The organism is Cellulomonas sp. SLBN-39 (genome assembly GCF_006715865.1).
In the GTDB taxonomy this organism is placed as follows: Bacteria; Actinomycetota; Actinomycetes; order Actinomycetales; family Cellulomonadaceae; genus Cellulomonas.
The window spans coordinates 3,897,431-3,919,648 of the sequence record NZ_VFOA01000001.1 but is presented as its reverse complement, the minus strand read 5'-3'; the positions used below and the strand labels follow the sequence as shown (position 1 = coordinate 3,919,648).

Sequence of the window (22,218 nt, the reverse complement as noted above, 5' to 3'; positions counted from 1 at the left end):
GCCGCGGTCCGCCGCGCGGCACGCGTGCGTGTCGGTGGGCGGTGGTGCACTTCCCGTCGGGAACACCTTACGGGCCCGCGACCTGCGACATCAAACATCTGTTCGAGCGTGTCTCGACGGTCGTCGGCGCCGTCTGGTAGAACTCGTACAGACGTTCGACGAACGCGTGTTCGATTCGGGCGAGGTGCCCGGCGGCAAGGGTCGGCGGGTGCGGGGCGGGCGGTTCGGGACGGAGGCAGGGTCATGGCAGGCACGACGACGGCACCGCGAACGGGTGCGGCAGGGCAGGTCGACGGGGTGCGGCGCCCGGTGCTGCGGGTGGTCCAGGGGGGCGCGGCCGACAAGCCGGCGCCGGGGAGGGTCGCGCCGGCCCGCGCCGGCGGGGCCGCCCGTCCGGCGCGTCCCGCGCCTCGCGCGGTCGAGGAGGCCGGGATCCGCGGGCTGCGGCTGACGCGCCGCGGGCGCGTGGTGGTCTGGGCCCTCGGGCTGCTCCTCGTGGCCGGCGTCGGCGGCGCTGCGTGGTCGGCGCAGGCCGACGGCACGGCGGGCGGGGTGGTGGTCGTCCGTCATGTGGTCGAGCCGGGGGAGACGCTCTGGGCGATCGCCGACCGTGCCGCGGCGGAGGGTGAGGACGTGCGCGACGTCGTGCTCGAGCTGATGCGCCTCAACGACCTCCCGTCGGGCGACCTGCTCGCCGGGCAGACGATCGTGGTCCCGGCCCGGTGACGGCGTGAGCGGCTGGGCAACCGAGCACGAATAGGTTAGGCTTACCTCATTCGGCAGGCTGGGGGGTCGGCCGGACGAGCGGCCCGCGCCCGGCGCGGCCCGCAGCATCAGCGGCGTCGAGGCGAGTTGACGCCGCACGGGACGGGGGCGTCCCGACGAGGGCGGCCGTCACGGACGGCCGCCCTCGGTGCTCCCGCCGCCCGGACGCCGGCACCCGTGTTGCACCGCGGGTGCGGCGCGGCCTAGCGTCACCTCCGACGCCCGGTCCGCCGGCGTCGTCGGACGCCACGACCCGGGAGGGGACCGCCGTGCACTGCCCGTTCTGCCGGCACCCGGACTCGCGCGTCGTGGACTCCCGCACCTCCGACGACGGCGCGTCCATCCGGCGCCGCCGCCAGTGCCCGAGCTGCAACCGGCGTTTCACCACCGTCGAGACGGCGAGCCTGTCGGTCGTCAAGCGGTCCGGCGCCACGGAGCCGTTCAGCCGGGAGAAGATCGCCACCGGGGTGCGCAAGGCGTGCCAGGGGCGCCCGGTCAGCGAGGACGACCTGGCGCTGCTGGCGCAGAAGGTCGAGGAGACGCTGCGGTCCGCCGGGTCGGCCGAGATCGACGCCTACGAGATCGGCCTGGCGATCCTCGGACCCCTGCGCGACCTCGACGAGGTCGCCTACCTGCGGTTCGCGAGCGTCTACCAGGCGTTCGACTCCCTCGACGACTTCGAGTCCGCGATCGCGGTCCTGCGCGCCGAGCGCGAGGACGCCGAGCGTGCACCGTCGTCGCAGGAGCCCGGCCGCGGCTGACCGGCCCCGGCAGGCGTCGGTCGACCCGCACGCAATGGTGTGGCGCGTCGACGTAGGGTCGTCCACGCTGGACAGGCGCCGTCCGGCGCCGAACGGAGCGGAGGAACCCATGGCAGACGACAAGCCGGAAGCGGTCAGCGAGGACGCGAAGGCGCGCTTCCGGGAGGCCCTGGAGCGCAAGAAGGCCGTCGGTCACCCGACGGCGGACGGGTCGCGCAAGACGGGCGGGGTCCACGGGTCGGAGACCGCGGGACCGGTGCAGCGACGGTTCCAGCGCAAGTCCGGCTCCGCCTGACCGGGCCGTGCGGCCCGGCCGTCAGGACAGCAGGCGCAGGCGCAGCGACTCGGGCTGCGCGGCGAGGGCGTCCACGACGGCCGGGGCCACGGCCGAGCCGACGTCCGTGACGACGTAGCCGAGCTCGCCACGCGTGGCCAGGAGCTGGCCCTCGATGTTGACGCCGTGCTCGGCGAGCGTGGCGTTGATCTTCGCCAGCACGCCCGGCACGTTGCGGTGCAGGTAGGCCAGCCGGTGCCACTCGGGCCGCTGGTCGAGAGCCAGGTTCGGCAGGTTCACCGACAGGTTCGTCGAGCCGGTCGCGAGGTGGTCGCGGATCTTGTTGGCCACGAACCGGCCGATCGCCTCCTGCGCCTCCTCGGTCGAGCCGCCCGTGTGCGGGGACAGGATCACGTTGGGCAGGCCGCGCAGCTCGGACTCGAACGGGTCGCCCTTGCGCTTGGGCTCGTCGGGGAACACGTCGACGGCCGCGCCGGCCACGTGGCCCGAGACGACGGCGTCGCGCAGGGCCGCGTAGTCCACGACGAAGCCGCGCGAGAGGTTGAGGAAGATCGCCCCGGGGCGCATGCGCGCGAGCTGCTTGGCGCCGAACATCCCGGCGTTGCCGGAGCGCCCGTCGACGTGCAGCGTGACGACGTCCGCGGTCTCGAGGAGCTCGTCGAGGGTCTCCATGCGCCGCGCGTTGCCGAGCGCGAGCTTCTCGGCGGTGTCGTAGAACACGACCGACATGCCGAGGTTCTCGGCGAGCACCGACAGCTGCGTGCCGATGTTGCCGTACCCGACGATGCCGAGCGTGCGGCCCCGGACCTCGTGCGCGCCCGTCGCGGACTTGTTCCACACGCCGTCGTGCATCTCCTTGTCCAGCACCGTCAGGCGTCGGGTCAGGGCGATGATGTCCGCGATCGCGATCTCCACGACCGAGCGGGTGTTCGAGAACGGTGCGTTGAAGACCGCGATGCCCCGCTCGGCGGCGGCCTGCAGGTCGACCTGGTTGGTGCCGATGCAGAACGCGCCGACGACCTCCAGGTCTGGGGCCGCGGCGAGCGCGGCCGCCGTCACCTGCGTCTTGGACCGGATGCCCAGCACCTGCACCCCGGACAGCGCCTCGACCAGCTCGGGCTCGTCGAGGGCACCCGTGCGGGTGATCACGTCGAACCCGGCGGCCTCGAGGATCGTTCGGGCCTGCGGGTGGAGGTTCTCGAGCAGCAGCGCGGTGGGCACGGGCCCATCGTGCTCCGCGTCCGGCGGGTGGACCAAAGCCGTCCCGGTCCGCGGACGGCCCGTGCTCAGCCGGGCATCCCGTCGGGCAGGGCCCGGCTGTGCACGACGTGCAGCACCCCCGTCGGTCGGGTCATCGCCACGAACAGGTCGCCGGCGGAGCCCTCGAGCACCTCGGCCGGCTCGACGAGCACGACCGCGTCGAACTCCAGCCCCTTGGCCTGCAGCGGCGTGAGCACCACGAGCGGCACCTCGAGGTCGGTGAGGGCGCCCCGGCCGGGCACCTGACGGCCGCGGCGGGCCAGCGCGTCCCGCAGGGCCGGAACCCGGGCGGCGGAGGCGACCAGCGCGGCACGCCCCCCGCCGCGGGCGTCGCGCACCCGTGCGGCGAGGTCGTCCGCGGCGGCCGCGGCGGCCTCCACGAGCCCGGCCGGGTCCGGGACGTGGTCGACCACGAGCGCGTCGGGCACGTCGCGCGCGGACGTCAGCCGGCTGACGGGCAGGCCCGCCGCGACCGCGACCGCACGGGCCGCGTCGGCGACCGCCGCCGGCGTCCGGTAGTTCACCGTGAGCTCGGCCAGCCGCCAGTCGGTGCGCAGCACCGGGTCGAGCATGCTGCCCCAGTCGTGCGCGCCGGCCCGCGTCGACGTCTGCGCGACGTCGCCGACGACCGTCATGGAGCGGGTCGGCACCCGGCGCAGCAGCGCGCGCCAGGCCATCGCCGAGAGCTCCTGCGCCTCGTCGACCACCACGTGGCCGTACGTCCACGACCGGTCCGCGGCGGCGCGCTCGGCGGTCGTCAGCCCCGAACCCCCGCCGGAGAACCGGTCGGCGAGCACCTCGGCCGAGACCATGTCGCCGGCACCCGTCGATCGCAGCACGTCCCGGGCGTAGGCCAGCTCCTGCGAGCGGCGCTCGGCGTCGGCCCGGGCCTGCGCACGGGCGGCCTGGTCGTCCTCGCCGAGCAGCTCGGCGGCCTCGTCGAGGAGGGGGACGTCGGCGGGCGTCCACGGGGCGTCGGCCGGGCGGGCCAGCAGCCGGCGTTCGGCGGGGGTGAGCTCCGGCGCCGCGGCCTCGAGACGGTGCGGCTTGGCCCACAGGTCCGCGACGAGCTTCTGCGGGGTGATCGGCATCCACGCGAGGTTCAGCGCGACCCGCACCTCGCGGGTCGTGCGCAGGTCCTCCAGCACCTCCGCGCGGTCCTCGGGGGCGACGTCCCAGCTGAGCTGCTCGACGTACTGCTGCGCGAGGCGACCGAGCATGTCGCGCACGAACGAGACCCGGGCCTCGTTGTGCGGCTTGTGGTGCCGGCGGGTGCGCGCGATCGCCGACGCCACGTCCTGCGGGCGCACGACCACGGTGATGCCGTCGACCCGCACCTCGACCGGAGCCGCGGGCACGCGCTGGCGCTGGCGGACCGCGCGGGCCACGACCTTGGCCATCAGCGCCCGACCCTTGATCTCGGCGACCGCGTCCGCCTCGGACCCGCGCGCCTCCACGCCCGGCACGAGGTCGGCGACGGTGGCGGTGACCACGCCCGTCTCGCCCAGCGAGGGCAGGACCTGGTCGATGTACCGCAGGAACGTGCGCGACGGGCCGACGAGCAGCACACCGGAGCGCTCGAGCAGGCGCCGGTGCGCGTACAGCAGGTAGGCGGCCCGGTGGAGGGCGACGGCCGTCTTGCCCGTGCCCGGCCCGCCCTGCACCACGAGGGTGCCCGCGAGCTCGGACCGGATGATGGCGTCCTGCTCGGCCTGGATGGTCGCGACGATGTCGCCCATGCGCCCCGTGCGCCCCGCCGCCAGCGCCGCCAGCAGGGCGCCCTCGCCCGACAGGCCGGACAGGTCCGCGGGGTCGACGCCCTGGGCGGCCAGCGCGTCGAGGTCGAGGACCTCGTCCTCCACGCCGGTCACCGACCGGCCGCTCGTCACCAGGTGGCGGCGGCGCACGACGCCGTCGGGCCGCGCGGCGGTGGCCCGGTAGAACGCCTGCGCGGCAGGCGCACGCCAGTCCGTCAGCAGCGGCGACTGGTCCTCGTCGGTCAGCCCGATGCGCCCGACGTAGCGCCGCTCCCCGTCCGTGAGGTCCAGGCGGCCGAACGTCAGCCGCTCCTCGACCGCCTCGAGCTGGGCGAGCCGGTCCTCGTAGAGGGTGGCGAACGCGTCCCGCTCGGACCGGTTCTGCGGCGAGCCGGACGGACCCTCCCGGCGGACCGCCGTCAGCCGGCCCCGGGTGTGCGCCCGCAGCGCGTCGAGGCGCCCGTACAACCGGTCCACGACCTTCTGCTCGTCGGCCAGACCGTCGTCACTGCCCGTCACCGGCACGTCTCCCGTCCACGACCGTCGCTCGAACGCCGCCGGGCCGGACCCCTCGGGGTGCGCCCGCGCGGCGGCCGTCCATTATCCGCCCCGCCGCGTCCCCCCGGCGACGACGGCGCCGCCGCACGGGTGCACGCGCGGCCCGCAGGCGCGCGACCAGGGACCGCGGCACCCCGACGCAGGCCCTAGAGTCGTGCCACCCCCGAGCGGAAGGACGGTCGTGGACACCTCGGCGGCCACGTCGGACCCCGTGCGCGGACCCGTGCACCCCGGCACCGGACCAGCGCTGCGCGTCCTGCTCGTCGAGGACGACGACGGCGACGCGCTGCTCGTGGCGGAGCACCTGCGCGACGTCGGGCTCGACGGCGCCCTCGTGCGGGTGCGCTCGCTCGACGAGGCCGTGACGCAGCTCGACGCCGACTGCGTGCTGCTCGACCTCGGCCTGCCCGACGCCACCGGCCTCGGCGCCCTCGAGCGGCTCCTGACGGCGGGCAGCCCTCCGGTCGTCGTCCTCACCGGCCTGACGGACGCCGGCGCCGGGCTCGACGCCGTCGCCGCGGGGGCGCAGGACTACCTCGTCAAGGGTGACGTCGACGGCGAGGCGATCGCCCGCTCGGTGCGCTACGCCGTGCAGCGCCGCCGGCTCGAGGACACCGACCGCGCGCTGTACCGCAGCCTGGTCCGCGCCGCCGAGACGAACCGGCTGGAGCGCGCCCTGCTGCCCCGCCCCGTGCTCAACGACACCGGGCTCGAGGTGCGGGTCGCCTACCGCGCGGGCCGCGAGGGCCTGCTCGGCGGCGACTTCTACGACGTCGTCGAACGACCCGACGGCACCGTCCTGGCGATGGTCGGCGACGTCTGCGGCCACGGGCCCGACGAGGCGGCGCTGGGGGCCACCCTCCGCACCGCCTGGCGGACCCTCGTGCTCGCCGACGTCCCCACCGACGAGGTCCTCGGCCTGCTCGAACGCGTCCTCGTGGCCGAGCGCGCCCGGCCCGAGGTCTTCACCACGGTCTCGATGCTGGCCGTCGCGCCCGACCGGCGCACCGCGGACCTGTACCTCGCGGGGCACCCCGTTCCCCTGCTCGTGGGGCCGCCCGCGACGCTGCTGCCCGCCGGCGCGCGCGGGCGGGCCCTCGGCATCCCCGTGGGCGGTGGGTGGCCGCCGGCCCGCCTCGAGCTCGGCGCCCGGTGGCGGGTCCTGCTGTACACCGACGGGGTCCTCGAGGCGACGGTCGGCGACGGCGGCGCGCGGCTCGGCAAGGACGGCCTGCGCGCCGTGTCCGACGCCACCCTGACGCCGCCCGTGACCCTCGACGACGCGGCGCCCGACGGCGACGACCCGCTCCTGGGGCGGCTCCTGGCCGAGGTCCGGCAGCGGCACGGCGGCGACCTCGTCGACGACACGGCCGTCGTGCTCCTGGGGTGGGCCCCGTGAGCGCTGCACCGCGCCCGCGGTCCACGCTGCGTCGTCGGCTGACCCTGCTGCTCGCGGCCGCGTCGGCGGTGCTCGGCGTGGTCGTCGTCGTGGCCGGTCTCGTGTTCGCCCGGCAGGTCGAGCTGCAGCGGGTCGTCACCGAGGTGTACTTCGACGCGATCTCCGATGCCGACACCGCCTACGTCCAGCTCGTCGACGCCGAGACCGCGGTCCGCGGCTTCGCGCTCACCGGCGACGAGGTCACGCTGGAGCCGTACGAGCGGGCGACGACGTCCGAGCAGGACTTCCAGGTCCTGGCCGAGCGGCTGGAGGCCGCCGACGCCGACGCGGACCTCGTCTCGTACGCCCGGGCGGCGGCCGACGCGGCGACCACCTGGCGCGCGCAGTTCGCCGACCCTCTCGTCGCCCAGGTCCGGGCCGACGGCACCACGTCGGTGGCTCCGGAAGACATCGAGGCCGGCCGTGTGCTCTTCGACGAGGCCCGCGCACCGATCGAGTCCTACCTCGCCCAGCTCCGGGCAGACCGGCTCGCCGCGATGGAGGAGCTCCAGAGGTGGACGGCCCTGTCGGCGACGATCGTGGCGCTGCTGGTCGTCGCGGCCGCCGCGGCGGGCATCACCCTCTGGCTCGCGCTGCGCCGGTGGGTGCTGGCCCCGGTCGCGGAGCTCGGCGGCGCCAGCCGCGCCGTGGCGCGCGGCGACCTCAGCCACGTCGTGGACGTCGACGGGCCGGGGGAGCTGCGTGCCCTCGCGGGCGACGTGGAGCACATGCGCCGCACCCTGGTCGACCAGCTCGACGCGCTGCGGGTCTCCCGCGCGCAGGTCGAGGCGGCGCACGACCGGCTCGCGGAGCAGGCCGAGGAGCTGCGGCGCTCCAACCGGGACCTCGAGCAGTTCGCGTACGTCGCGTCGCACGACCTGCAGGAGCCGCTGCGCAAGGTCGCCTCGTTCACCCAGCTGCTGCAGAAGCGGTACGGCGGCCAGCTCGACGAGCGCGCCGACCAGTACATCGACTTCGCCGTCGACGGTGCCAAGCGCATGCAGCGGCTCATCCAGGACCTGCTGGGCTTCTCGCGGGTGGGGCGCGTCGGCGGCGAGGTCGTCGACGTCGACCTCGGCGCGGCCCTCGACCGCGCGGTCGACCAGCTCGGCGCGCGCATCGAGGAGACCGGCGCGGTGGTCACCCACGACCCGCTCCCGACCGTGCGGGGCGAGGAGGCCCTGCTCGTCCAGCTCTTCCAGAACCTCGTCGGCAACGCCGTGAAGTTCCGCCACCCGGACCGTGCACCGCACGTGCACGTCGGCGCCCGGCGGGTCGACGAGGGCTGGGAGGTCGACTGCCGCGACAACGGCATCGGCATCGACCCGCAGTACGCCGAGCGGGTCTTCGTCATCTTCCAGCGCCTGCACCCCAAGGACCTGTACGAGGGCACCGGGATCGGCCTGGCGCTGTGCAAGAAGATCGTCGAGTTCCACGGCGGTCGCATCTGGATCCCCGAGACCGACGGCGAGGGCACGACCGTGCGCCTGCTGCTGCCGGTCCCGGACGACGACCGGCCCGACGCCGGTGGGACGGAGCAGTAGTGGACGGCCAGAAGATCATCGACGTCCTCCTCGTGGAGGACGACCCGGGCGACGTGCTCATGACCCGCGAGGCGTTCGAGCACAACAAGGTCCGCAACCGTCTGTCGGTCGTGCAGGACGGCGTCGCTGCGCTGGAGTTCCTGCGCAAGCAGGGCGAGCACGCCGACGCCCCGACCCCGGACCTGGTCCTCCTCGACCTCAACCTGCCCCGCATGGACGGGCGCGAGGTCCTCGAGGCCATGAAGTCCGACGAGCGGCTGCGGGCCATCCCCGTCGTCGTGCTGACGACGTCGGAGGCGGAGGAGGACGTGGTCCGCAGCTACTCCCTGCACGCGAACGCGTACGTCACCAAGCCCGTGGACTTCGACCGGTTCATCGACGTGGTCCGCCAGATCGACGAGTTCTTCGTCGAGGTCGTCCGGCTCCCGTCGCGCTGACGCCGGGCGTGCGGGGTGACGTCCCGCACGCCCCGCCCGGGAAGACGGGGGCCCTCCGCCGCGTTGCAGCGAGCACGACGACGGCGAACGGAGCGACATGCTGGATCCTCGCAGCCTCTACGACGTGGACGCAGGTGTGGCCGAGCGCGTGAGCGCGCGGGCCGCCGGCGGTCCCGGACCTGTGCTCGTGCACGCCGTGCGCGGGTTCGTCGACGCGGGCGGTGCCGGGCAGGTGGCGGTCGAGCACCTGGTGGGCACGTCCCCGTCGCAGCGCCTGGCGACGTTCGACGTCGACCAGCTGGTGGACTACCGCTCCCGGCGCCCGACCATCACGTTCGACTCGACGCGGTGGACGGACTACGAGGCGCCGGAGCTGGCCGTCGACCTGCTCGAGGACGGCGACGGCACGCCGTTCCTGCTGCTGCACGGCGCCGAGCCGGACGTGCAGTGGGAGCGCTGGGTCGCGGCGGTGCGCCAGCTCGTCGAGCGCTTCGACGTGCCGCTCGTCGTCGGGCTGCACGGGGTGCCCATGGGTGTGCCGCACACGCGGCCGACGTCGGTCACCGCGCACGCCACGCGGGCCGAGCTCGTGGCCGACCACACGTCGTTCTTCGGCACCGTGCAGGTCCCGGCGAGCGCGGCCGCCCTGCTCGAGCTGCGGCTCGGCGAGGAGGGGCACGACGCGATCGGCTTCGCGGTGCACGTGCCGCACTACCTCGCGCAGTCGCAGTACCCCGCGGCCGGCCTGGAGGGCCTGCGGCAGGTCGAGCGCGCGACGGGCCTGGACCTGCGGCTGGCGGCGCTCGAGCCGGCCGCGCAGGAGACGCTGCTGGAGGTGGAGCGGCAGGTGACGGGGTCGAGCGAGGTCGCGGCCGTGGTCCAGGCGCTCGAGGAGCAGTACGACGCGTTCACCCGCAGCGCCGGTCGCACCAGCCTCCTGGCCAGTGCGACGGACCTGCCCACGGCCGACGAGATCGGCGCCGAGCTCGAGCGCTTCCTCGCCGAGCAGGCCGACGACGACGGCGGGGCGCCCGGCTCCTGACGCGGTCCGCGCCGCCGCGGGACCGGTGTCCCGGACGCCGGTCCGGGACACCGGTCCACCAGCCGTGGCGCAGATCACGTTCCCGTGCGAGGATTCCGGGCGTCGCAGCGGCGCGGCGCGTGCCGTCGGCACGCGCGTCGTGGGCGGTGGGCGGGGCAGACCCGCATCCCCGGCGTGCCTCGGCGCAGCGACGACGGCCGGGCGAGGTGCCCGGTCGCGGCGAGCGAGGGACGGACATGGCACAGGGCTCGGTCAAGTGGTTCAACGCCGAGAAGGGCTTCGGCTTCATCGCGCAGGACGGCGGCGGTCCCGACGTCTTCGTGCACTACTCGGCGATCGACGCGCAGGGCTACCGCAGCCTCGACGAGGGGCAGCGCGTCGAGTTCGAGGTGGGTCAGGGCCCGAAGGGTCCCCAGGCGGAGCAGGTGCGTCCGCTCTGAGCGGCGCGTCCTGAGCGGCGCCGGCCGTCGGCCGGGACGTCAGGTCTCTGACGCCCCGGCCGTCGGCGGGTCGGCGGGGTCCTCGCGCACGGGGGCGTCCGCGACGAAGGCCGCGAGCTCGGCGCCCGTCAGCATCCGTGCGGGCACGGGCAGCGTGCGCAGCGTCCGGGCCAGGCCCGCGTCGTCGAGGAGCCCGGGGTCGTCGGTGCCGACGAGCACGATGTTGCCGTAGCGGCGCCCGCGCAGCTGCGCCGGCTCGGCCACGAGCGCGACGTGCGCAAACGCGGTGGCGACTGTCGCGGCCTCCGCGCGTGCCAGCGCCAGCGGGGGGCGGTCGGCGCAGTTGGCCAGGTACACCCCGCCCGGACGCAGCACCCGGGCCACGTCCGCCACGAAGCCCGCCGTCGTGACGTGCTCCGGCGTGCGGTCGCCGGCGAACACGTCCCGCACCACGACGTCGGCGCTCGCGGTCCGCATGCCCGCCAGCACGGTGCGGGCGTCGCCCTCGCGGATCCGCAGCCGGGGCGCGCGGGGGAGCGCGAACCAGGCCCGCACCAGCTCGGCCAGGCGCCCGTCGAGCTCGACCGCCACCTGCCGGGCCGCGGGGTGCCGGTGCCCGACGGCGCGCGCGAGCGCGCACGCACCCGCGCCGAGGTGCACCACGTCCGGGCCCGGTGCCGCCGTCGCGCCGGCGTCGTCCTGGTCGACGAGCGCGTCGACCACCGCCGCCATCTGCTGCATGTACTCGAAGTCGAGCCGCCCCGGGTCGTCGAGGTCGACGTAGGAGCTCGGCACGCCGTTGACCAGCAGCGTCGCCGACCGGGGCCGCGCGGGGTCGACGACGACCTCCGCCGTGCCGGTCGCGACCTCCACCGGCCCCTGCGGCCACGGCGGCGCCGCGGGTGTGGGTGGTCGGCGTGACGATGGGGCGCGTCGGCGGGAGGGCACCGGCACACGGTACGGAACCTGCGGGGCCTCGTGGTGCGGGCCCGGGGTTGACGGGTTCGAACAGGTGTTCGACCATGGTGGTCCGGGCGGTACGGAGGGTGGAGGTGGCGTGATGGTGGTCGAGGCGGTCGTGCTGCGGGAGCGAGGGCTCGGGCCCCGGACCGCGGAGCAGCTGGCACGTGCCGACGCCGAGCTGCTGGCCGCCCAGTTCTCGGGCGAGCCGTGGGAGACGTTCGGGCACGCGCACCTGGCGGCCCTGCGCGCGGGTGCGGCGCTCGTCGCGGAGCGCGGCCGGCCGTCGCGCCGTGGTGCGCCGCGCACCGTGTGGGGCATGCTCGACGTCGTCGCGCCCGAGCTCGCCTCGCAGACGGCGTACTTCGCCGCGTCGGCGGGCCTGCGGTCGGCGGTCGACGCGGGCCGGTTCGACGCGGTGTCGGCCGAGCGTGCGGAGCGGACCCTGTGCGCCGCGGAGGACTTCGTCGACGCGGTGCGTGCCGCGCTGGGGTGCGCGCCCGGCGTCGGCCCCGCCGTCGGTGCCGGCCGGAGGGCGGCGGGATGACCGCCCTCGTCACGCGCCGGGCGCCGTCCGCCGCGGCGACCACCACCCCCACCGCGACCACCCGCCTCGCGTCCTGGTCCGGCGGGCGTTCTCGCGGCCTCGGCCCGCGGGACGAGAACGGCTGCCACGTCCTGCACGTGCGGACGGTGCGGGTGGGTGACGGCAGTGGGGCTGACGTCGCGGACGTCGTGCGGCGGGTGCTGCTCGACGTCACGGCCCTCGTCGAGCCGACCGGGGACGGCGGTGCGTTCCTCGACGTCTCGGGCGCCCGGCACCGCCTGGGTCGGCCCACGTGGATCGCGGGGGTGGTCCGCGAGCGGTTGCGGCTGCGCGCCGGGCTCACCTGCGGGATCGGTGTCGCGGCGTCCAAGTGCGTCGCCGAGCTCGCGTCGGTCGAGGCGGCTCCCGACGGCGTGGTGCTCGTGCCGCGGTCCGCGGGGGCCGACTTCCTGCGCCCCCGGCTGCTCGCGGACCTGCCGGGCGTGCCGGCGCGCGTGCTCGGCCCGCTGGCGGCCGCCGGGTACCTCACGGTGGGGGACGTCGCCGACGCGCCGCTGGCGGACCTGCAGCGTCGGCTGGGGGCGCCCGGGGGGCGCCGGCTGCACGACCTCGCGCTGGGCCGCGACCCCCGCCCGGTGCGCCCGGCGTCGCCGCCGGCACCCCACGGGGAGCCGGCGGGGCCCGACGGCGGCCGGGACGTGGCCCGCCGCAGTTCCACCCGCTCCGCGGCGGGACGAGAAGGACGCTCGACTACCACCATCCCGTGCGCCGATCTATCCTGAACGCCAACAGTCCACAGGAGTTGACGGGGGTCGGGATGCCACTCTCCGAGTACGAGCAGCGCGTGCTGGAGCAGATGGAGCGCCAGCTGGCCTCCGACGACCCTCGGCTCGCGAACACGCTCACCCATCGGGGCGGTCGCCGCCCCGTGACGCGGTTCGTCGTGGCCGGCGCCGGTGTCGCCGTCGGCCTGCTGCTGCTGGTCGTCGGCGCGGCGACCACGAGGCCGTGGCTGGGAGCCATCGGCTTCGTCGTGATGTTCGCCGCGGTCGCCTACGCGTTCGCCGCGCCACGCTCCGCCGGTCGCTCTGGGCCCACGGGGACGGTGCAGCCCGACGGGTCGGTCCGGACGGCTCGCCCGTCCGCCGCTCGCCGCCCCGGGTTCATGGCCCGGCTGGAGGAGCGCTGGGACCGGCGTCGGCACGAGGGCGGTCGCTGACCGGTCGGCTGCACGCCAGGCGGATCGTCTCGACCCAGCCGGCGAGCTCGTCGGTACCCCCGGCCTGGCTCGTCTCGCGGGTGGCGGACCGCTGACCTGTCCCGGGGCTCGCGACGCCGTGGGCCCCGCGCGCAGGGCCGTGCGGCGCGTAGCGCTGCGACTCCACCGCGGCGAGCAGCGACGCCAACGCCGCCCGTGCGGCGTCGGCGGCGGTGACGTCCGACGCGCGCCGCCCGATCTCGTCCTCCAGCCGCAGGGCCGCCGTGCGGGCGGTGGTCGCGTCCGACCAGGTGATCCCGCGTCGGGCGAGCCGCCGACGCAGCGTCGCCCACGCCCGCTCCGGCGTGAGGTAGGACTGCACGCGTGCCCGCCGCGCGATCAGCACGCCGGTGCCGGCCGCGGCGGCCAGCAGCACCAGCCCGACTCCCGTCCCGAGCGCGACCACCAGCCAGGACACGTCCTCACCGGAGCCCGACGGGCCGCCGGCCACCGGTGCCGTGCTCGACGCGCTCGGCACCGGGGCCGCCTGGTCACGGTCCACCTCGTCGGGCACGCTCGCCGGGGCGGTCGCCCCCGTGAACGGGTTCGCCCACACGGGCGGCGGGCCGGTCTGCGACGCGGGGGTCGGCTCGAACCGCACCCATCCGAGGCCGTCGAAGTACAGCTCGGGCCAGGCGTGCGCGAGACGGCCGGTGACGACGTAGCCACCCTCGTCGTCGGCTTCGCCGGGCAGGAAGCCCACGGCGACCCGGGCCGGGATGTCCAGGCTCCGGGCCATCATCGTCATCGCCGTCGAGAACTGCACGCAGTACCCGCGCCGGGTCTGCAGGAAGTCCCACACGGCGTCCTGCGAACGGGCCGGCGGGACCCGGGTGTCGTACACGAAGTTGGTCGCCGAGCGGAACCAGGTCTGCAGCGCGAGCGCCTGCTCGTACGGCGTCGTCGCCTCGGCGGTGACCTCGCGCGCGGTGCGGGCGACGTCGTCGGCGTTCGTCGTGGCAGGAACGGCCGTGTAGAGCTCGGCCTGCGGCGGGGAGCCCGGCACCGCGGCCCGCAGCTGGTCGGCCGTCAGGTCGGGCACCTGCACGACCATCGAGTAGCGCTCGCCGTCACGGGTGGGGTCGTCGGACACGACCTCGTCGCGCACGGCGTCGTACTGCCAGTCCTCGGCGGCGTCGAGCGTGCGCGGGAAGGTCGTCACGGGCAGCCGCTGCTCGCTCAGCGCGCCGACCTGCACCTCGACGGTGGCGAGCGTCCCCGCGGCGGGGTCGGGCGGCAGGCCCCGCAGGGCGGGGTCGGAGGCGAGGAGGCCGGCGGGGTCCCAGCCGGCGAGGTCGTCCGTCTCGGTCCGCTCCCAGGTCCGGCCGTCGAAGGTCGTGAGCGTGAACGCCCGCAGGGGGCCTACGAGGCGCGCGTTCGCGACGGGGTCCCCCGAGGCGGGGGTGCTGAGGCTGACGGAGCCCTCGTCCGCGGTGCCGGCGGCCTCGTCCTCGGACGCGGTGACGGTGTAGCGCAGCACGACCTGCGACGAGCGCTGGCCGAGGCTGTCGCGCAGGTCGAGCTCGCTGCTCAGCTCGAGGGGGCCCACGGGCCCCTCGCCGAACCGCGGCAGGGCCATCGACGCCCAGCCCGGCACGCTCATCAGGGGCGGGCCGGCGACGAGGGCGAGGGCGACGAGCGCGGCACCGGCGCCGGCGGCCGCCCCGGCGCGGCGGGTGCGACCGGCCCGGGCGTGCTGCGGCGCCGCGCCGAACGCGAGGAGGGCGAGGTACGCCAGGCCGGTCAGCGCCAGGGGCAGCGCGCCCGCGGGGAACCCGAGCAGGACCGCCGGCACCCACAGCGCGAGCAGCGCGACGCCGGCCAGCGCCGGGACGCGCACGGCCAGCACGGCCGCGTCGACGAGCAGCACCACGCCGACCGCGCCGAGGACGAGGAGCATCTCGCCCGGCCGCACGTCGGGCATCGGCACGTACGAGTCGTTGACGACCCGCACCCCCTCGCGGGCGACGTCCCACGCGCGGGCGACCGCGTCGAGGTCGGGCACGAACTGCGGGCGTCCGGGCGGGGAGCCGTAGCGCAGCACGAGGCCGACAGCGGCGACCAGGCCGCCCACCAGCGTGGGCAGCCACCACGTGCGGGACACGGCTCGCGCGAGAGCGGTGGACGTCGCGACGACGAGCACCGCGGTGCACGCGACCGTGTACCAGCGGCTGCCCTCGACGAGCCCGCCCAGGGCGAGCAGGCTCGCCCAGGTGGCCGCGACGCACAGCACGGTGCCCGCGACGGCGCGCAGCCCGCGCTCGGGGCCGGCGGCGGCGTTCATCGCCCCGCCCCGAGCAGGCGCAGCCAGCAGGCGACCGGGTCCTCGCCCGCCTCGGCGGCGGCGACCCGCCACCCGGCGCGGCGCAGGGCCTGCGCGGTGTGGTGCGCCTCGTTCGCGTCGAGCCCGCGTGCGTCGCCGCGCACGAGGGCCCAGCCCTGCGTGGCGTCACCGATGTGGGCCAGCGCGCCACGGGCCGCGTGCGACGCCGGGCCCAGGACGGCGAGCACGATCTGCCCGGCGGCGTCGCTGGTGTCGAGCAGGTGCGCGGCGTCCAGCAGCCGGGCGTCGGCCTCCTGCTGGGTGCGGGGCGCCTCGAGGTCGACGGTGAGGTCGAGCAGCCCGGCGCGGGCCCCCGTGCCGGCGGTCGCGTGCAGGAACGGTGTCGCGCCGCCCCGGAGGCCGTCCTGGGGGCGGGCGCCGACGGCGGACCCGACGAGCCGGACGCGGTGCCCGCCGTCGAGCATCGCCAGCGCCATCGACGCGGCCATCGAGACGGTCCACTCGGCGGCGCTGCTGCGCACGGGCAGGTCGACGAGCACGGACACCGGCCGCAGGCCGGCCCGCTCGTCGGACCGCACCAGCAGGGCGCCGCGTCGGGCGGAGCTGCGCCAGTGCACACGGCGCAGGTCGTCGCCCTCCCGGTAGTCCCGCAGGTTGGCGTCGTCGGTCGAGGGGGTGCGCGCGCCGAGCGCGACCCGGTCCGGCTCGCCGACGAGCACGTCAGCCGGCGCGGGCAGCGCGCTGACGGCGGGCCAGACGGCGACCTCGGACTCGCCGCCGAGCGTGGAACGTGCGCGCACGACGCCGAAGACGTCCGTGCGCGTGACGACGAGCGGCCCGAGCGGCCACCGTCCGCGCTGCGCGGCCCGCACGGGGTAGCGGACCGTCACCCGGTCGGGGGTGCGCGCGACGCGGGCGCGCAGCGGGCGCCCCCCGGACAGCTCGACCGCGGCCTGCTCGGCGAGCCGGAGCCCGGCGAGACGGGCCCGACCGGCGCCGTCGGACGCGACCACCTCCACACGGACCTGCGTCTCCTCGCCGGCGTGCACGGGGTTCGGCGCGACGGAGCGGACGACGTCGAGGCGCCGCCGCCCGCGCGCGGGGTCGCGCAGCAGCGCCACGAGGAGGGCGGTGACCACGAGGGCCGTGAGCAGCAGGCCGATGCGGACCAGGTCGATCGACCCGAGCCACACGCCGAGCTGGAACGTGACGACCGCGCCGGCCAGCAGGGCCCAGCCGCGCGGCGTCGGGCGCAGGCTCATCAGCCGAGCGCCCGCCGGGGGCGGGGCTGCTCGGCGCGGGGGAGGGGCACCCGGGCGACGACGTCGGTGACGACGTCCTGCGTGGTGCGCCCCGACAGGCGGGTCTCGGTGCTGGGCAGCAGGCGGTGCGCGAGGACGGCGACGGCGAGCTCCTGCACGTCGTCGGGCAGCACGTGGTCGCGGCCGTCCATGGCGGCGAGGGCCTTGGCGGCGCGCAGCAGCTGGATGGCCGCGCGGGGCGAGGCGCCCAGGCGCAGCCCGGGGTCCTCGCGCGTCGCGCCGACGAGGTCGACCACGTACCGCTTGACGGTGGGCGCGGCGTACAGGCGCCGGGTCGTCGCGATGAGGCGCGCGACGTGCGGGGCGTCGGTGACGGGGCGCACGCGGTCGAGCGGGTCGGAGCTCTCCTGCTGCTCGAGCATCTCCAGCTCGGACTCGACGCTCGGGTAGCCGACGGTCAGGCGCGCCATGAAGCGGTCCCGCTGCGCCTCGGGCAGCGGGTACGTGCCCTCCATCTCGACGGGGTTCTGGGTCGCGACGACGAGGAAGGGGCGCGGCAGGGGGTAGGTGCGGCCGTCGACGGTGGCCTGCGCCTCCTGCATGCACTCCAGCAGCGCCGACTGCGTCTTGGGCGAGGCCCGGTTGATCTCGTCGCCGATGACGACGTGCGCGAAGACGGGCCCGGGGCGGAACTCGAACTCGTGCGTCTGCGCGCGGAAGATGTTCACCCCCGTCAGGTCGCTCGGCAGCAGGTCCGGCGTGAACTGGATCCTGCCCACGGGGGCGTCGATGCTGCGGGCGATCGCCTTGGCGAGGGTCGTCTTGCCGACGCCGGGCACGTCCTCCAGCAGCAGGTGGCCCTCGGCGAGCAGCACGGCGAGCGCGACGCGGACCAGCGCGGGGCGTCCGGTGATCACCTGCTCGATCGAGGTGCGCAGGCGCACGGTGGTGGAGACGAGCTCGTCGAGCTCGTCGGGGGACGGCAGTGCCTGCATGGTGCGACTCCTCCGACGACTGTCCCTGAGCGTACGCAAGGACGCGCCCCGCCACGGCGATCTCCGCTCCTCCACTTCGCCCCACCGCCGGGCGGGGCGGGTGAGAAGTGCTCACGACGTCCTCACCGAACCTCCTGCAGGCGTGCCCGGTTCCTCCCGGCGCACCCCCGTACGGCCTGTTATGCCCCCTCCTGACACGGGGGTGTGACGCGCTGTGACGCGAAGGCCCCTCCACTTCACTCCACCGCTCTGACCTGGACCGACGCTGCAAGAACGGGTGAACTTCGGTTTCCCGATCGGCGGATGTGGAGGGAAGTGGAGTACCGTGGAGGCACGTGGAAGGGCGTGGGAGCGGGCCGTCGAGAGGGCCGCTCCGCGAGCTCCGCCGGACGGGCCCGCCAGGGCGCGACGGAGGGGTCCTCAGCTCCCTCCCGCGGGTCCGGGGCGCGTGCGCACGGGGTCCGTCAGGGGGCCCGAGGAAGGAGCGGGGTGAGCCATGAGCAGTCCGGCGCCTTCGGCTCGTCCGCGCCGTTCCTCGGGACGTACACACCGCGCCTGGACGACAAGGGCCGGCTCATCCTCCCGGCCAAGTTCCGCCCGCAGCTCGCACCGGGGCTGGTCATGACGCGCGGCCAGGAGCGCTGCCTGTTCCTGCTGCCGATGGACGAGTTCGGACGCATGCACGACCGGCTGCGCACCGCACCCGTGACGAGCAAGCAGGCGCGGGACTACCTGCGGGTGTTCCTCTCGGGCGCGAGCGACGAGGTGCCGGACAAGCAGGGGCGCATCACGGTCCCCCCGCTGCTGCGGCGCTACGCCGGCCTCGACCGGGACGTGGCCGTCATCGGCACCGGCACCCGCGTCGAGATCTGGGACCTGCCCGCCTGGGAGTCCTACCTGGCCGAGCAGGAGGCCGGCTACGCCGGCACGACCGAGGAGATCTTCCCCGACGGCCCGTTCTGACCACCCGCCCGTCCGCCCCGACCTCCCCCCGTCCGTTCTGGCGCACTTCCCCGGTGCCAGAGGGTCGGTGGGGGATCAGGCCGGACGGCCGGGACGCACGACGAGCACGACGAGCACGACGAGGACCAGCAGGCGCCGGACCGGCGCACGACGCAGGAGGGAGGGGCGCAGGTGGAGCAGCACGACGACGCGGCAGGCCGCCACACGCCCGTCCTGCTCCAGCGCTGCCTCGACCTGCTCGCCCCCGCGCTCGCCGCGCCCGGTGCCGTGATGGTGGACTCCACGCTCGGCATGGGCGGCCACACCGAGGGCGTGCTGCGCGCGTTCGAGGACGTGCGCGTCGTCGGGATCGACCGTGACCCGCAGGCCCTCGCGCTCGCGAGCCGGCGCCTGGCCGTCTTCGGCGACCGCTTCACTGGTGTGCACGCGGTGTACGACGAGATCCGGGACGTCCTCGACGACCTCGGCATCGCGTCGGTGCAGGGCGTGCTGATGGACCTCGGCGTCTCCTCCCTGCAGCTCGACGAGGCGGAGCGCGGGTTCGCCTACGCCCAGGACGCCCCGCTCGACATGCGGATGGACCCCACGCGCGGCCCGACCGCCGCCGACGTGCTCAACACCTACGACGAGCGCGACATCGCCCGCGTGCTACGGGTCTACGGCGAGGAGCGGTTCGCCCCGCGCATCGCCCGCGAGGTCGTGCGCCGTCGGGCCGCCGACCCGTGGCGGCGCACGGGCGAGCTCGTCGACCTCGTCCGCGCGTGCATCCCGGCGGCGACCCGCAAGACCGGCGGGCACCCCGCCAAGCGCACCTTCCAGGCGCTGCGGATCGAGGTCAACGGCGAGCTGGCCGCGCTCGAGCGGGCGCTGCCCGCGTCGGTCGAGGCGCTCGCCGTCGGCGGACGGATCGTCGTCGAGGCGTACCAGTCGCTCGAGGACCGCCTGGTCAAGCGCGCCCTGGCCGCCGGCGCGACCTCGAGCGCACCGCCCGACCTGCCCGTGGAGCCCGAGACCCACACCCCGTACCTGCGCCTGCTGACGCGGGGTGCCGAGGAGGCCGACGAGGCCGAGCTCGCGCGCAACCCCCGCTCGCAGTCCGTGCGCCTGCGGGCCGCCGAGCGCACCCGACCCACGCCCGACCACCTGCGAACGACCCGGAGGGCCGCATGAGCGCGCTGCGCCAGACCGACGACGTGCGCGCGAGCACCGCGCGCGCCTACCCGGCCCCGGCCGCACCGGCGCGGGCACCGCGCCCGCGCCTGAAGGTGGTGCGCGCCCCCGGGCTCGCCCGCTCGCGGGTGCCGTTCGTGCTCACCTGCATCGCGATCCTCGGCGGGGCGCTGCTCAGCGCGCTCCTGCTCAACACGTCGATGGCGTCGATCGCGTTCGAGCGGTACGAGCTGTCCAACGACATGGGCCGCCTCGAGCAGGACCGCAAGGACCTCGTCGCCGAGCTCGACCAGCGCTCGTCGCCGGACCGCCTCGCCGCGGCCGCGCGCGAGCTCGGGATGGTCGAGGCCAACGGCACCGGGTGGCTGCGGCTCGCCGACGGGAGCGTGCAGGGCTCGCCCGCGCCGGCGGGCGGATGACCGGCCCGGCGTCGCCGCGCCCGCGCGCCGCCGCCGGCCAGGCCCGCCGGGGTGGCACCGTGGGCCGGGTGGAGGAGCGCACGCGGACGGCCGCGACCGGGCGTGCGCCCCGACCCGCCCCGCAGGCGCCCCGTCGCGCACCGACCTCGTCGACCACGGCGGGACCGACCGCCGCGCGACCCACCACCGCGCGAGGCGCCGCCCCGCGCGGCCCGCGCACGCCCACCCGCACCCCGGCACCCTCCGGCCGGACCCGGGCCCCGGGCCCGGGCGGCCGTCCGCCCGGCGGAGGGCGGCGTCCTCCGGCCGGTCGTCGGCCGCCCGACCGGCGTCCCGCGACCGTCGCCGCCGGCGGCCGCGTGGTCGCCCTCGTGGTCGTGCTGGCGCTGACGTTCCTCACGTTCGCCGGCCGCCTCGTGTACGTCCAGGTGGTCAACGGACCGGAGATCGCCGCGACCGCCCGCGAGAAGCGCATGCTCACGGTCGGCGTGCTGGGTGCGCGTGGCCAGATCACGGACGCCCAGGGCGTGGTGCTCGCCACGTCGGTGGAGCGGTACGACATCGCGGTGAACCAGAAGACGATCGCCGAGTACCGGGCGCGTGGCGGCGACGGCGAGGACGGTGCCGCGGGCGTCGCCGCACGACTGGCGCCCCTGCTCGACATGAACGCCGCCGAGCTGGGCGGCGACCTCGTCGGGGACCGCACCTTCGTGTACGTCAAGAAGAGCGTCCTGCCGGCCGTGGCCCGGGAGATCCGCGCCCTGCGGATCGACGGCGTGATGGTCGACAAGACCGCCGACCGGATCTACCCCAAGGGCACGGTCGCGGGCAACGTGCTCGGCTTCGTCAACTCCACCGGCACCGGGCTGCAGGGCCTGGAGTTCGCCCTCGACTCGCGCCTGCAGGGCGTCTCCGGCACGGAGAGCTACGAGAGCGGGCGGCTGGGCCAGGCGATCCCCGGCGGGTACAGCGAGGACACGCCGGCCCGCCAGGGCGACGACGTGCGCCTGACGATCGACGCGGACCTGCAGTGGAAGGCCGAGGAGGAGCTGCGCGCGCAGGTCGCCGCGACCGGCGCCTCGGGCGGTGCGATCGTGGTCATGGACCCGGCGACGGGCGCGGTGCTCGCGCTCGCCGACTCCACCGCGATCGACCCCAACGACCCGGGCAGCCAGAACGCCGGCACGATCTCCAAGGCCATCACCGAGGTCTTCGAACCGGGCTCGACGAGCAAGGTCATCACCATGGCCGCGGCCGTCGAGGAGGGACTGGTCGGCCCCACGGACCCGTTCTCCGTGGCCGACCGCTGGACGACGCCGCAGGGCGAGACCATCAAGGACTCCCACGACCACCCGGTCGAGCAGCTCACGACCACCGGGATCTTCGCCGAGTCCTCGAACGTCGGGACGATCCTGATCGGCCAGCGGCTCACCAAGGACCAGCGTCACCACTACCTGTCCGCGTTCGGGTTCGGCGAGCGCACCGGCATCGAGATGCCGGGGGAGTCGCCGGGCATCCTGCACGACGCGGACGACTGGCAGGGCCGCGACGAGTACGCGGTGCTGTTCGGCCAGGCCGTCTCGGTCAACGCGGTCCAGGCCGCCAGCGTGTTCGCCACGATCGCCAACGGCGGCGTGCGCGTCCAGCCGCACCTCATCGCGGGATGGACCGACGAGGACGGGACCTACACCCCCGCCGACGACGCGGAGCGGACCCGTGTGGTCTCGGAGGAGACCGCCGCCACCGTCCTGTCGATGATGGAGAGCGCCGTCGACGAGGGCACCGGGTCCGCGGCCGCGATCGCGGGGTACCGCGTCGCCGGCAAGACGGGCACGGCCCAGAAGTTCAACCCGTCGGGGTTCACCGCGTCCTTCATCGGCGTGGCCCCCGTGGACGACCCGCAGGTCGTCACGGCCGTCGTCCTGCACGACCCGTCGTCCTCGATCTTCGGCGGCACGGTCGCCGCGCCGGTGTTCAGCTCGGTCACCGGGTACGCGCTCCAGCAGCTCGGCGTGGCCCCGTCGGGCAGCACCCCGACCCTCTACCCGACGACGTGGGAGTGA

General features: G+C 75.9%; 21 protein-coding genes. 15 read left to right on the top strand and 6 right to left on the bottom strand.

Annotation, left to right across the window (positions count from 1 at the left end; all coding sequences use genetic code 11):
• Nucleotides 1-243 precede the first annotated feature (243 nt).
• The 3 genes from FBY24_RS17830 (at nt 244) to FBY24_RS17820 (ending at nt 1,821) form a co-directional block, all read left to right on the top strand.
• A complete protein-coding gene (locus FBY24_RS17830; protein ID WP_142162625.1) occupies nt 244-726 on the top strand; it encodes a LysM peptidoglycan-binding domain-containing protein in 483 nt (160 codons plus the stop codon).
• A 308-nt stretch (nt 727-1,034) separates the two neighbouring features.
• Entirely contained in the window at nt 1,035-1,526 is a 492-nt protein-coding gene (gene nrdR, locus FBY24_RS17825; protein ID WP_142162623.1) for a transcriptional regulator NrdR, read from the top strand.
• A 109-nt stretch (nt 1,527-1,635) separates the two neighbouring features.
• Nucleotides 1,636-1,821: a DUF5302 domain-containing protein gene (locus tag FBY24_RS17820; RefSeq protein WP_142162621.1), complete on the top strand. Its 186-nt coding sequence runs from the start codon at nt 1,636-1,638 to the stop codon at nt 1,819-1,821.
• 21 nt (nt 1,822-1,842) lie between these two features.
• Here the strand turns inward: FBY24_RS17820 and serA are convergent, their stop codons facing one another.
• Nucleotides 1,843-3,042, bottom strand: coding sequence for a phosphoglycerate dehydrogenase (serA, locus tag FBY24_RS17815; RefSeq protein ID WP_142162620.1), 1,200 nt, complete (start codon nt 3,040-3,042; stop codon nt 1,843-1,845).
• A gap of 65 nt (nt 3,043-3,107) precedes the next feature.
• The gene (locus FBY24_RS17810) at nt 3,108-5,357 is read right to left on the bottom strand and encodes an AAA family ATPase (protein ID WP_142162618.1); all 2,250 of its coding nucleotides are present in this window, start codon (nt 5,355-5,357) and stop codon (nt 3,108-3,110) included.
• A gap of 220 nt (nt 5,358-5,577) precedes the next feature.
• On the opposite strand from FBY24_RS17810, the gene FBY24_RS17805 reads away from it, so the two are divergent.
• The 5 genes from FBY24_RS17805 (at nt 5,578) to FBY24_RS17785 (ending at nt 10,297) form a co-directional block, all read left to right on the top strand.
• On the top strand, nt 5,578-6,795 hold the full coding sequence (locus FBY24_RS17805; RefSeq protein ID WP_142162616.1) for a PP2C family protein-serine/threonine phosphatase: 1,218 nt from the start codon (nt 5,578-5,580) through the stop codon (nt 6,793-6,795).
• On the top strand, nt 6,792-8,378 hold the full coding sequence (locus FBY24_RS17800; RefSeq protein ID WP_255432475.1) for an ATP-binding protein: 1,587 nt from the start codon (nt 6,792-6,794) through the stop codon (nt 8,376-8,378). The genes FBY24_RS17805 and FBY24_RS17800 overlap by 4 nt, the downstream gene beginning before the upstream one ends.
• Before the next feature lie 59 nt (nt 8,379-8,437).
• A complete protein-coding gene (locus FBY24_RS17795; RefSeq protein WP_370511035.1) occupies nt 8,438-8,815 on the top strand; it encodes a response regulator in 378 nt (125 codons plus the stop codon).
• 97 nt (nt 8,816-8,912) lie between these two features.
• Nucleotides 8,913-9,857 carry a proteasome assembly chaperone family protein gene (locus tag FBY24_RS17790; RefSeq protein WP_142162610.1) on the top strand — a complete coding sequence of 315 codons (945 nt, stop codon included), beginning with the start codon at nt 8,913-8,915 and terminating at the stop codon, nt 9,855-9,857.
• Between the two features lie 236 nt (nt 9,858-10,093).
• The gene (locus FBY24_RS17785; RefSeq protein WP_140460508.1) at nt 10,094-10,297 is read left to right on the top strand and encodes a cold-shock protein; all 204 of its coding nucleotides are present in this window, start codon (nt 10,094-10,096) and stop codon (nt 10,295-10,297) included.
• Between the two features lie 39 nt (nt 10,298-10,336).
• On the opposite strand, the gene FBY24_RS17780 is transcribed toward FBY24_RS17785, so the two are convergent.
• Nucleotides 10,337-11,170, bottom strand: coding sequence for a spermidine synthase (locus tag FBY24_RS17780; RefSeq protein ID WP_222117262.1), 834 nt, complete (start codon nt 11,168-11,170; stop codon nt 10,337-10,339).
• Between the two features lie 187 nt (nt 11,171-11,357).
• On the opposite strand from FBY24_RS17780, the gene FBY24_RS17775 reads away from it, so the two are divergent.
• Genes FBY24_RS17775 through FBY24_RS17765 form a run of 3 tightly spaced genes read left to right on the top strand, consistent with a single transcriptional unit; the run spans nt 11,358 to nt 13,023 of the window.
• Entirely contained in the window at nt 11,358-11,804 is a 447-nt protein-coding gene (locus FBY24_RS17775; RefSeq protein ID WP_142162607.1) for an SAV_6107 family HEPN domain-containing protein, read from the top strand.
• Entirely contained in the window at nt 11,801-12,586 is a 786-nt protein-coding gene (locus tag FBY24_RS17770; protein ID WP_142162605.1) for a hypothetical protein, read from the top strand. Before FBY24_RS17775 ends, FBY24_RS17770 begins: the two co-directional genes overlap by 4 nt.
• A gap of 35 nt (nt 12,587-12,621) precedes the next feature.
• A complete protein-coding gene (locus FBY24_RS17765) occupies nt 12,622-13,023 on the top strand; it encodes a DUF3040 domain-containing protein (protein ID WP_142162602.1) in 402 nt (133 codons plus the stop codon).
• On the opposite strand, the gene FBY24_RS17760 is transcribed toward FBY24_RS17765, so the two are convergent.
• From FBY24_RS17760 to FBY24_RS17750, 3 genes are read right to left on the bottom strand one after another with little or no spacing between them, the layout of a single operon-like run.
• Nucleotides 12,968-15,346 (bottom strand): DUF3488 and transglutaminase-like domain-containing protein, encoded by a 2,379-nt coding sequence (locus tag FBY24_RS17760; protein ID WP_142162600.1) that lies wholly within the window; start codon nt 15,344-15,346, stop codon nt 12,968-12,970. The two genes, FBY24_RS17765 and FBY24_RS17760, sit on opposite strands and share 56 nt — an antisense overlap.
• Entirely contained in the window at nt 15,343-16,608 is a 1,266-nt protein-coding gene (locus FBY24_RS17755) for a DUF58 domain-containing protein (protein ID WP_142162598.1), read from the bottom strand. The genes FBY24_RS17760 and FBY24_RS17755 overlap by 4 nt, the downstream gene beginning before the upstream one ends.
• On the bottom strand, nt 16,608-17,603 hold the full coding sequence (locus FBY24_RS17750) for a MoxR family ATPase (protein WP_142162596.1): 996 nt from the start codon (nt 17,601-17,603) through the stop codon (nt 16,608-16,610). Before FBY24_RS17750 ends, FBY24_RS17755 begins: the two co-directional genes overlap by 1 nt.
• 489 nt (nt 17,604-18,092) lie before the next feature.
• Here FBY24_RS17750 and mraZ point away from each other — a divergent pair, with 489 nt between their 5' ends.
• The 4 genes from mraZ (at nt 18,093) to FBY24_RS17730 (ending at nt 22,218) form a co-directional block, all read left to right on the top strand.
• Entirely contained in the window at nt 18,093-18,566 is a 474-nt protein-coding gene (mraZ, locus tag FBY24_RS17745; protein WP_140460516.1) for a division/cell wall cluster transcriptional repressor MraZ, read from the top strand.
• A gap of 171 nt (nt 18,567-18,737) precedes the next feature.
• A complete protein-coding gene (rsmH, locus tag FBY24_RS17740; RefSeq protein ID WP_142162594.1) occupies nt 18,738-19,736 on the top strand; it encodes a 16S rRNA (cytosine(1402)-N(4))-methyltransferase RsmH in 999 nt (332 codons plus the stop codon).
• Nucleotides 19,733-20,155: a hypothetical protein gene (locus tag FBY24_RS17735; RefSeq protein WP_140460517.1), complete on the top strand. Its 423-nt coding sequence runs from the start codon at nt 19,733-19,735 to the stop codon at nt 20,153-20,155. Before rsmH ends, FBY24_RS17735 begins: the two co-directional genes overlap by 4 nt.
• Before the next feature lie 359 nt (nt 20,156-20,514).
• The gene (locus FBY24_RS17730; protein WP_255432474.1) at nt 20,515-22,218 is read left to right on the top strand and encodes a penicillin-binding protein 2; all 1,704 of its coding nucleotides are present in this window, start codon (nt 20,515-20,517) and stop codon (nt 22,216-22,218) included.

Coding starts and splice junctions, on each gene's coding strand:
- FBY24_RS17830 (WP_142162625.1), top strand. CDS start 244: ATGGCAGGCACGACGACGGCACCGCGAACGGGTGCGGCAGGGCAGGTC.
- FBY24_RS17820 (WP_142162621.1), top strand. CDS start 1,636: ATGGCAGACGACAAGCCGGAAGCGGTCAGCGAGGACGCGAAGGCGCGC.
- FBY24_RS17795 (WP_370511035.1), top strand. CDS start 8,438: ATGACCCGCGAGGCGTTCGAGCACAACAAGGTCCGCAACCGTCTGTCG.
- FBY24_RS17790 (WP_142162610.1), top strand. CDS start 8,913: ATGCTGGATCCTCGCAGCCTCTACGACGTGGACGCAGGTGTGGCCGAG.
- FBY24_RS17785 (WP_140460508.1), top strand. CDS start 10,094: ATGGCACAGGGCTCGGTCAAGTGGTTCAACGCCGAGAAGGGCTTCGGC.
- FBY24_RS17775 (WP_142162607.1), top strand. CDS start 11,358: ATGGTGGTCGAGGCGGTCGTGCTGCGGGAGCGAGGGCTCGGGCCCCGG.
- FBY24_RS17770 (WP_142162605.1), top strand. CDS start 11,801: ATGACCGCCCTCGTCACGCGCCGGGCGCCGTCCGCCGCGGCGACCACC.
- FBY24_RS17765 (WP_142162602.1), top strand. CDS start 12,622: ATGCCACTCTCCGAGTACGAGCAGCGCGTGCTGGAGCAGATGGAGCGC.
- FBY24_RS17760 (WP_142162600.1), bottom strand. CDS start 15,346: ATGAACGCCGCCGCCGGCCCCGAGCGCGGGCTGCGCGCCGTCGCGGGC.
- FBY24_RS17755 (WP_142162598.1), bottom strand. CDS start 16,608: ATGAGCCTGCGCCCGACGCCGCGCGGCTGGGCCCTGCTGGCCGGCGCG.
- FBY24_RS17750 (WP_142162596.1), bottom strand. CDS start 17,603: ATGCAGGCACTGCCGTCCCCCGACGAGCTCGACGAGCTCGTCTCCACC.
- FBY24_RS17735 (WP_140460517.1), top strand. CDS start 19,733: ATGAGCGCGCTGCGCCAGACCGACGACGTGCGCGCGAGCACCGCGCGC.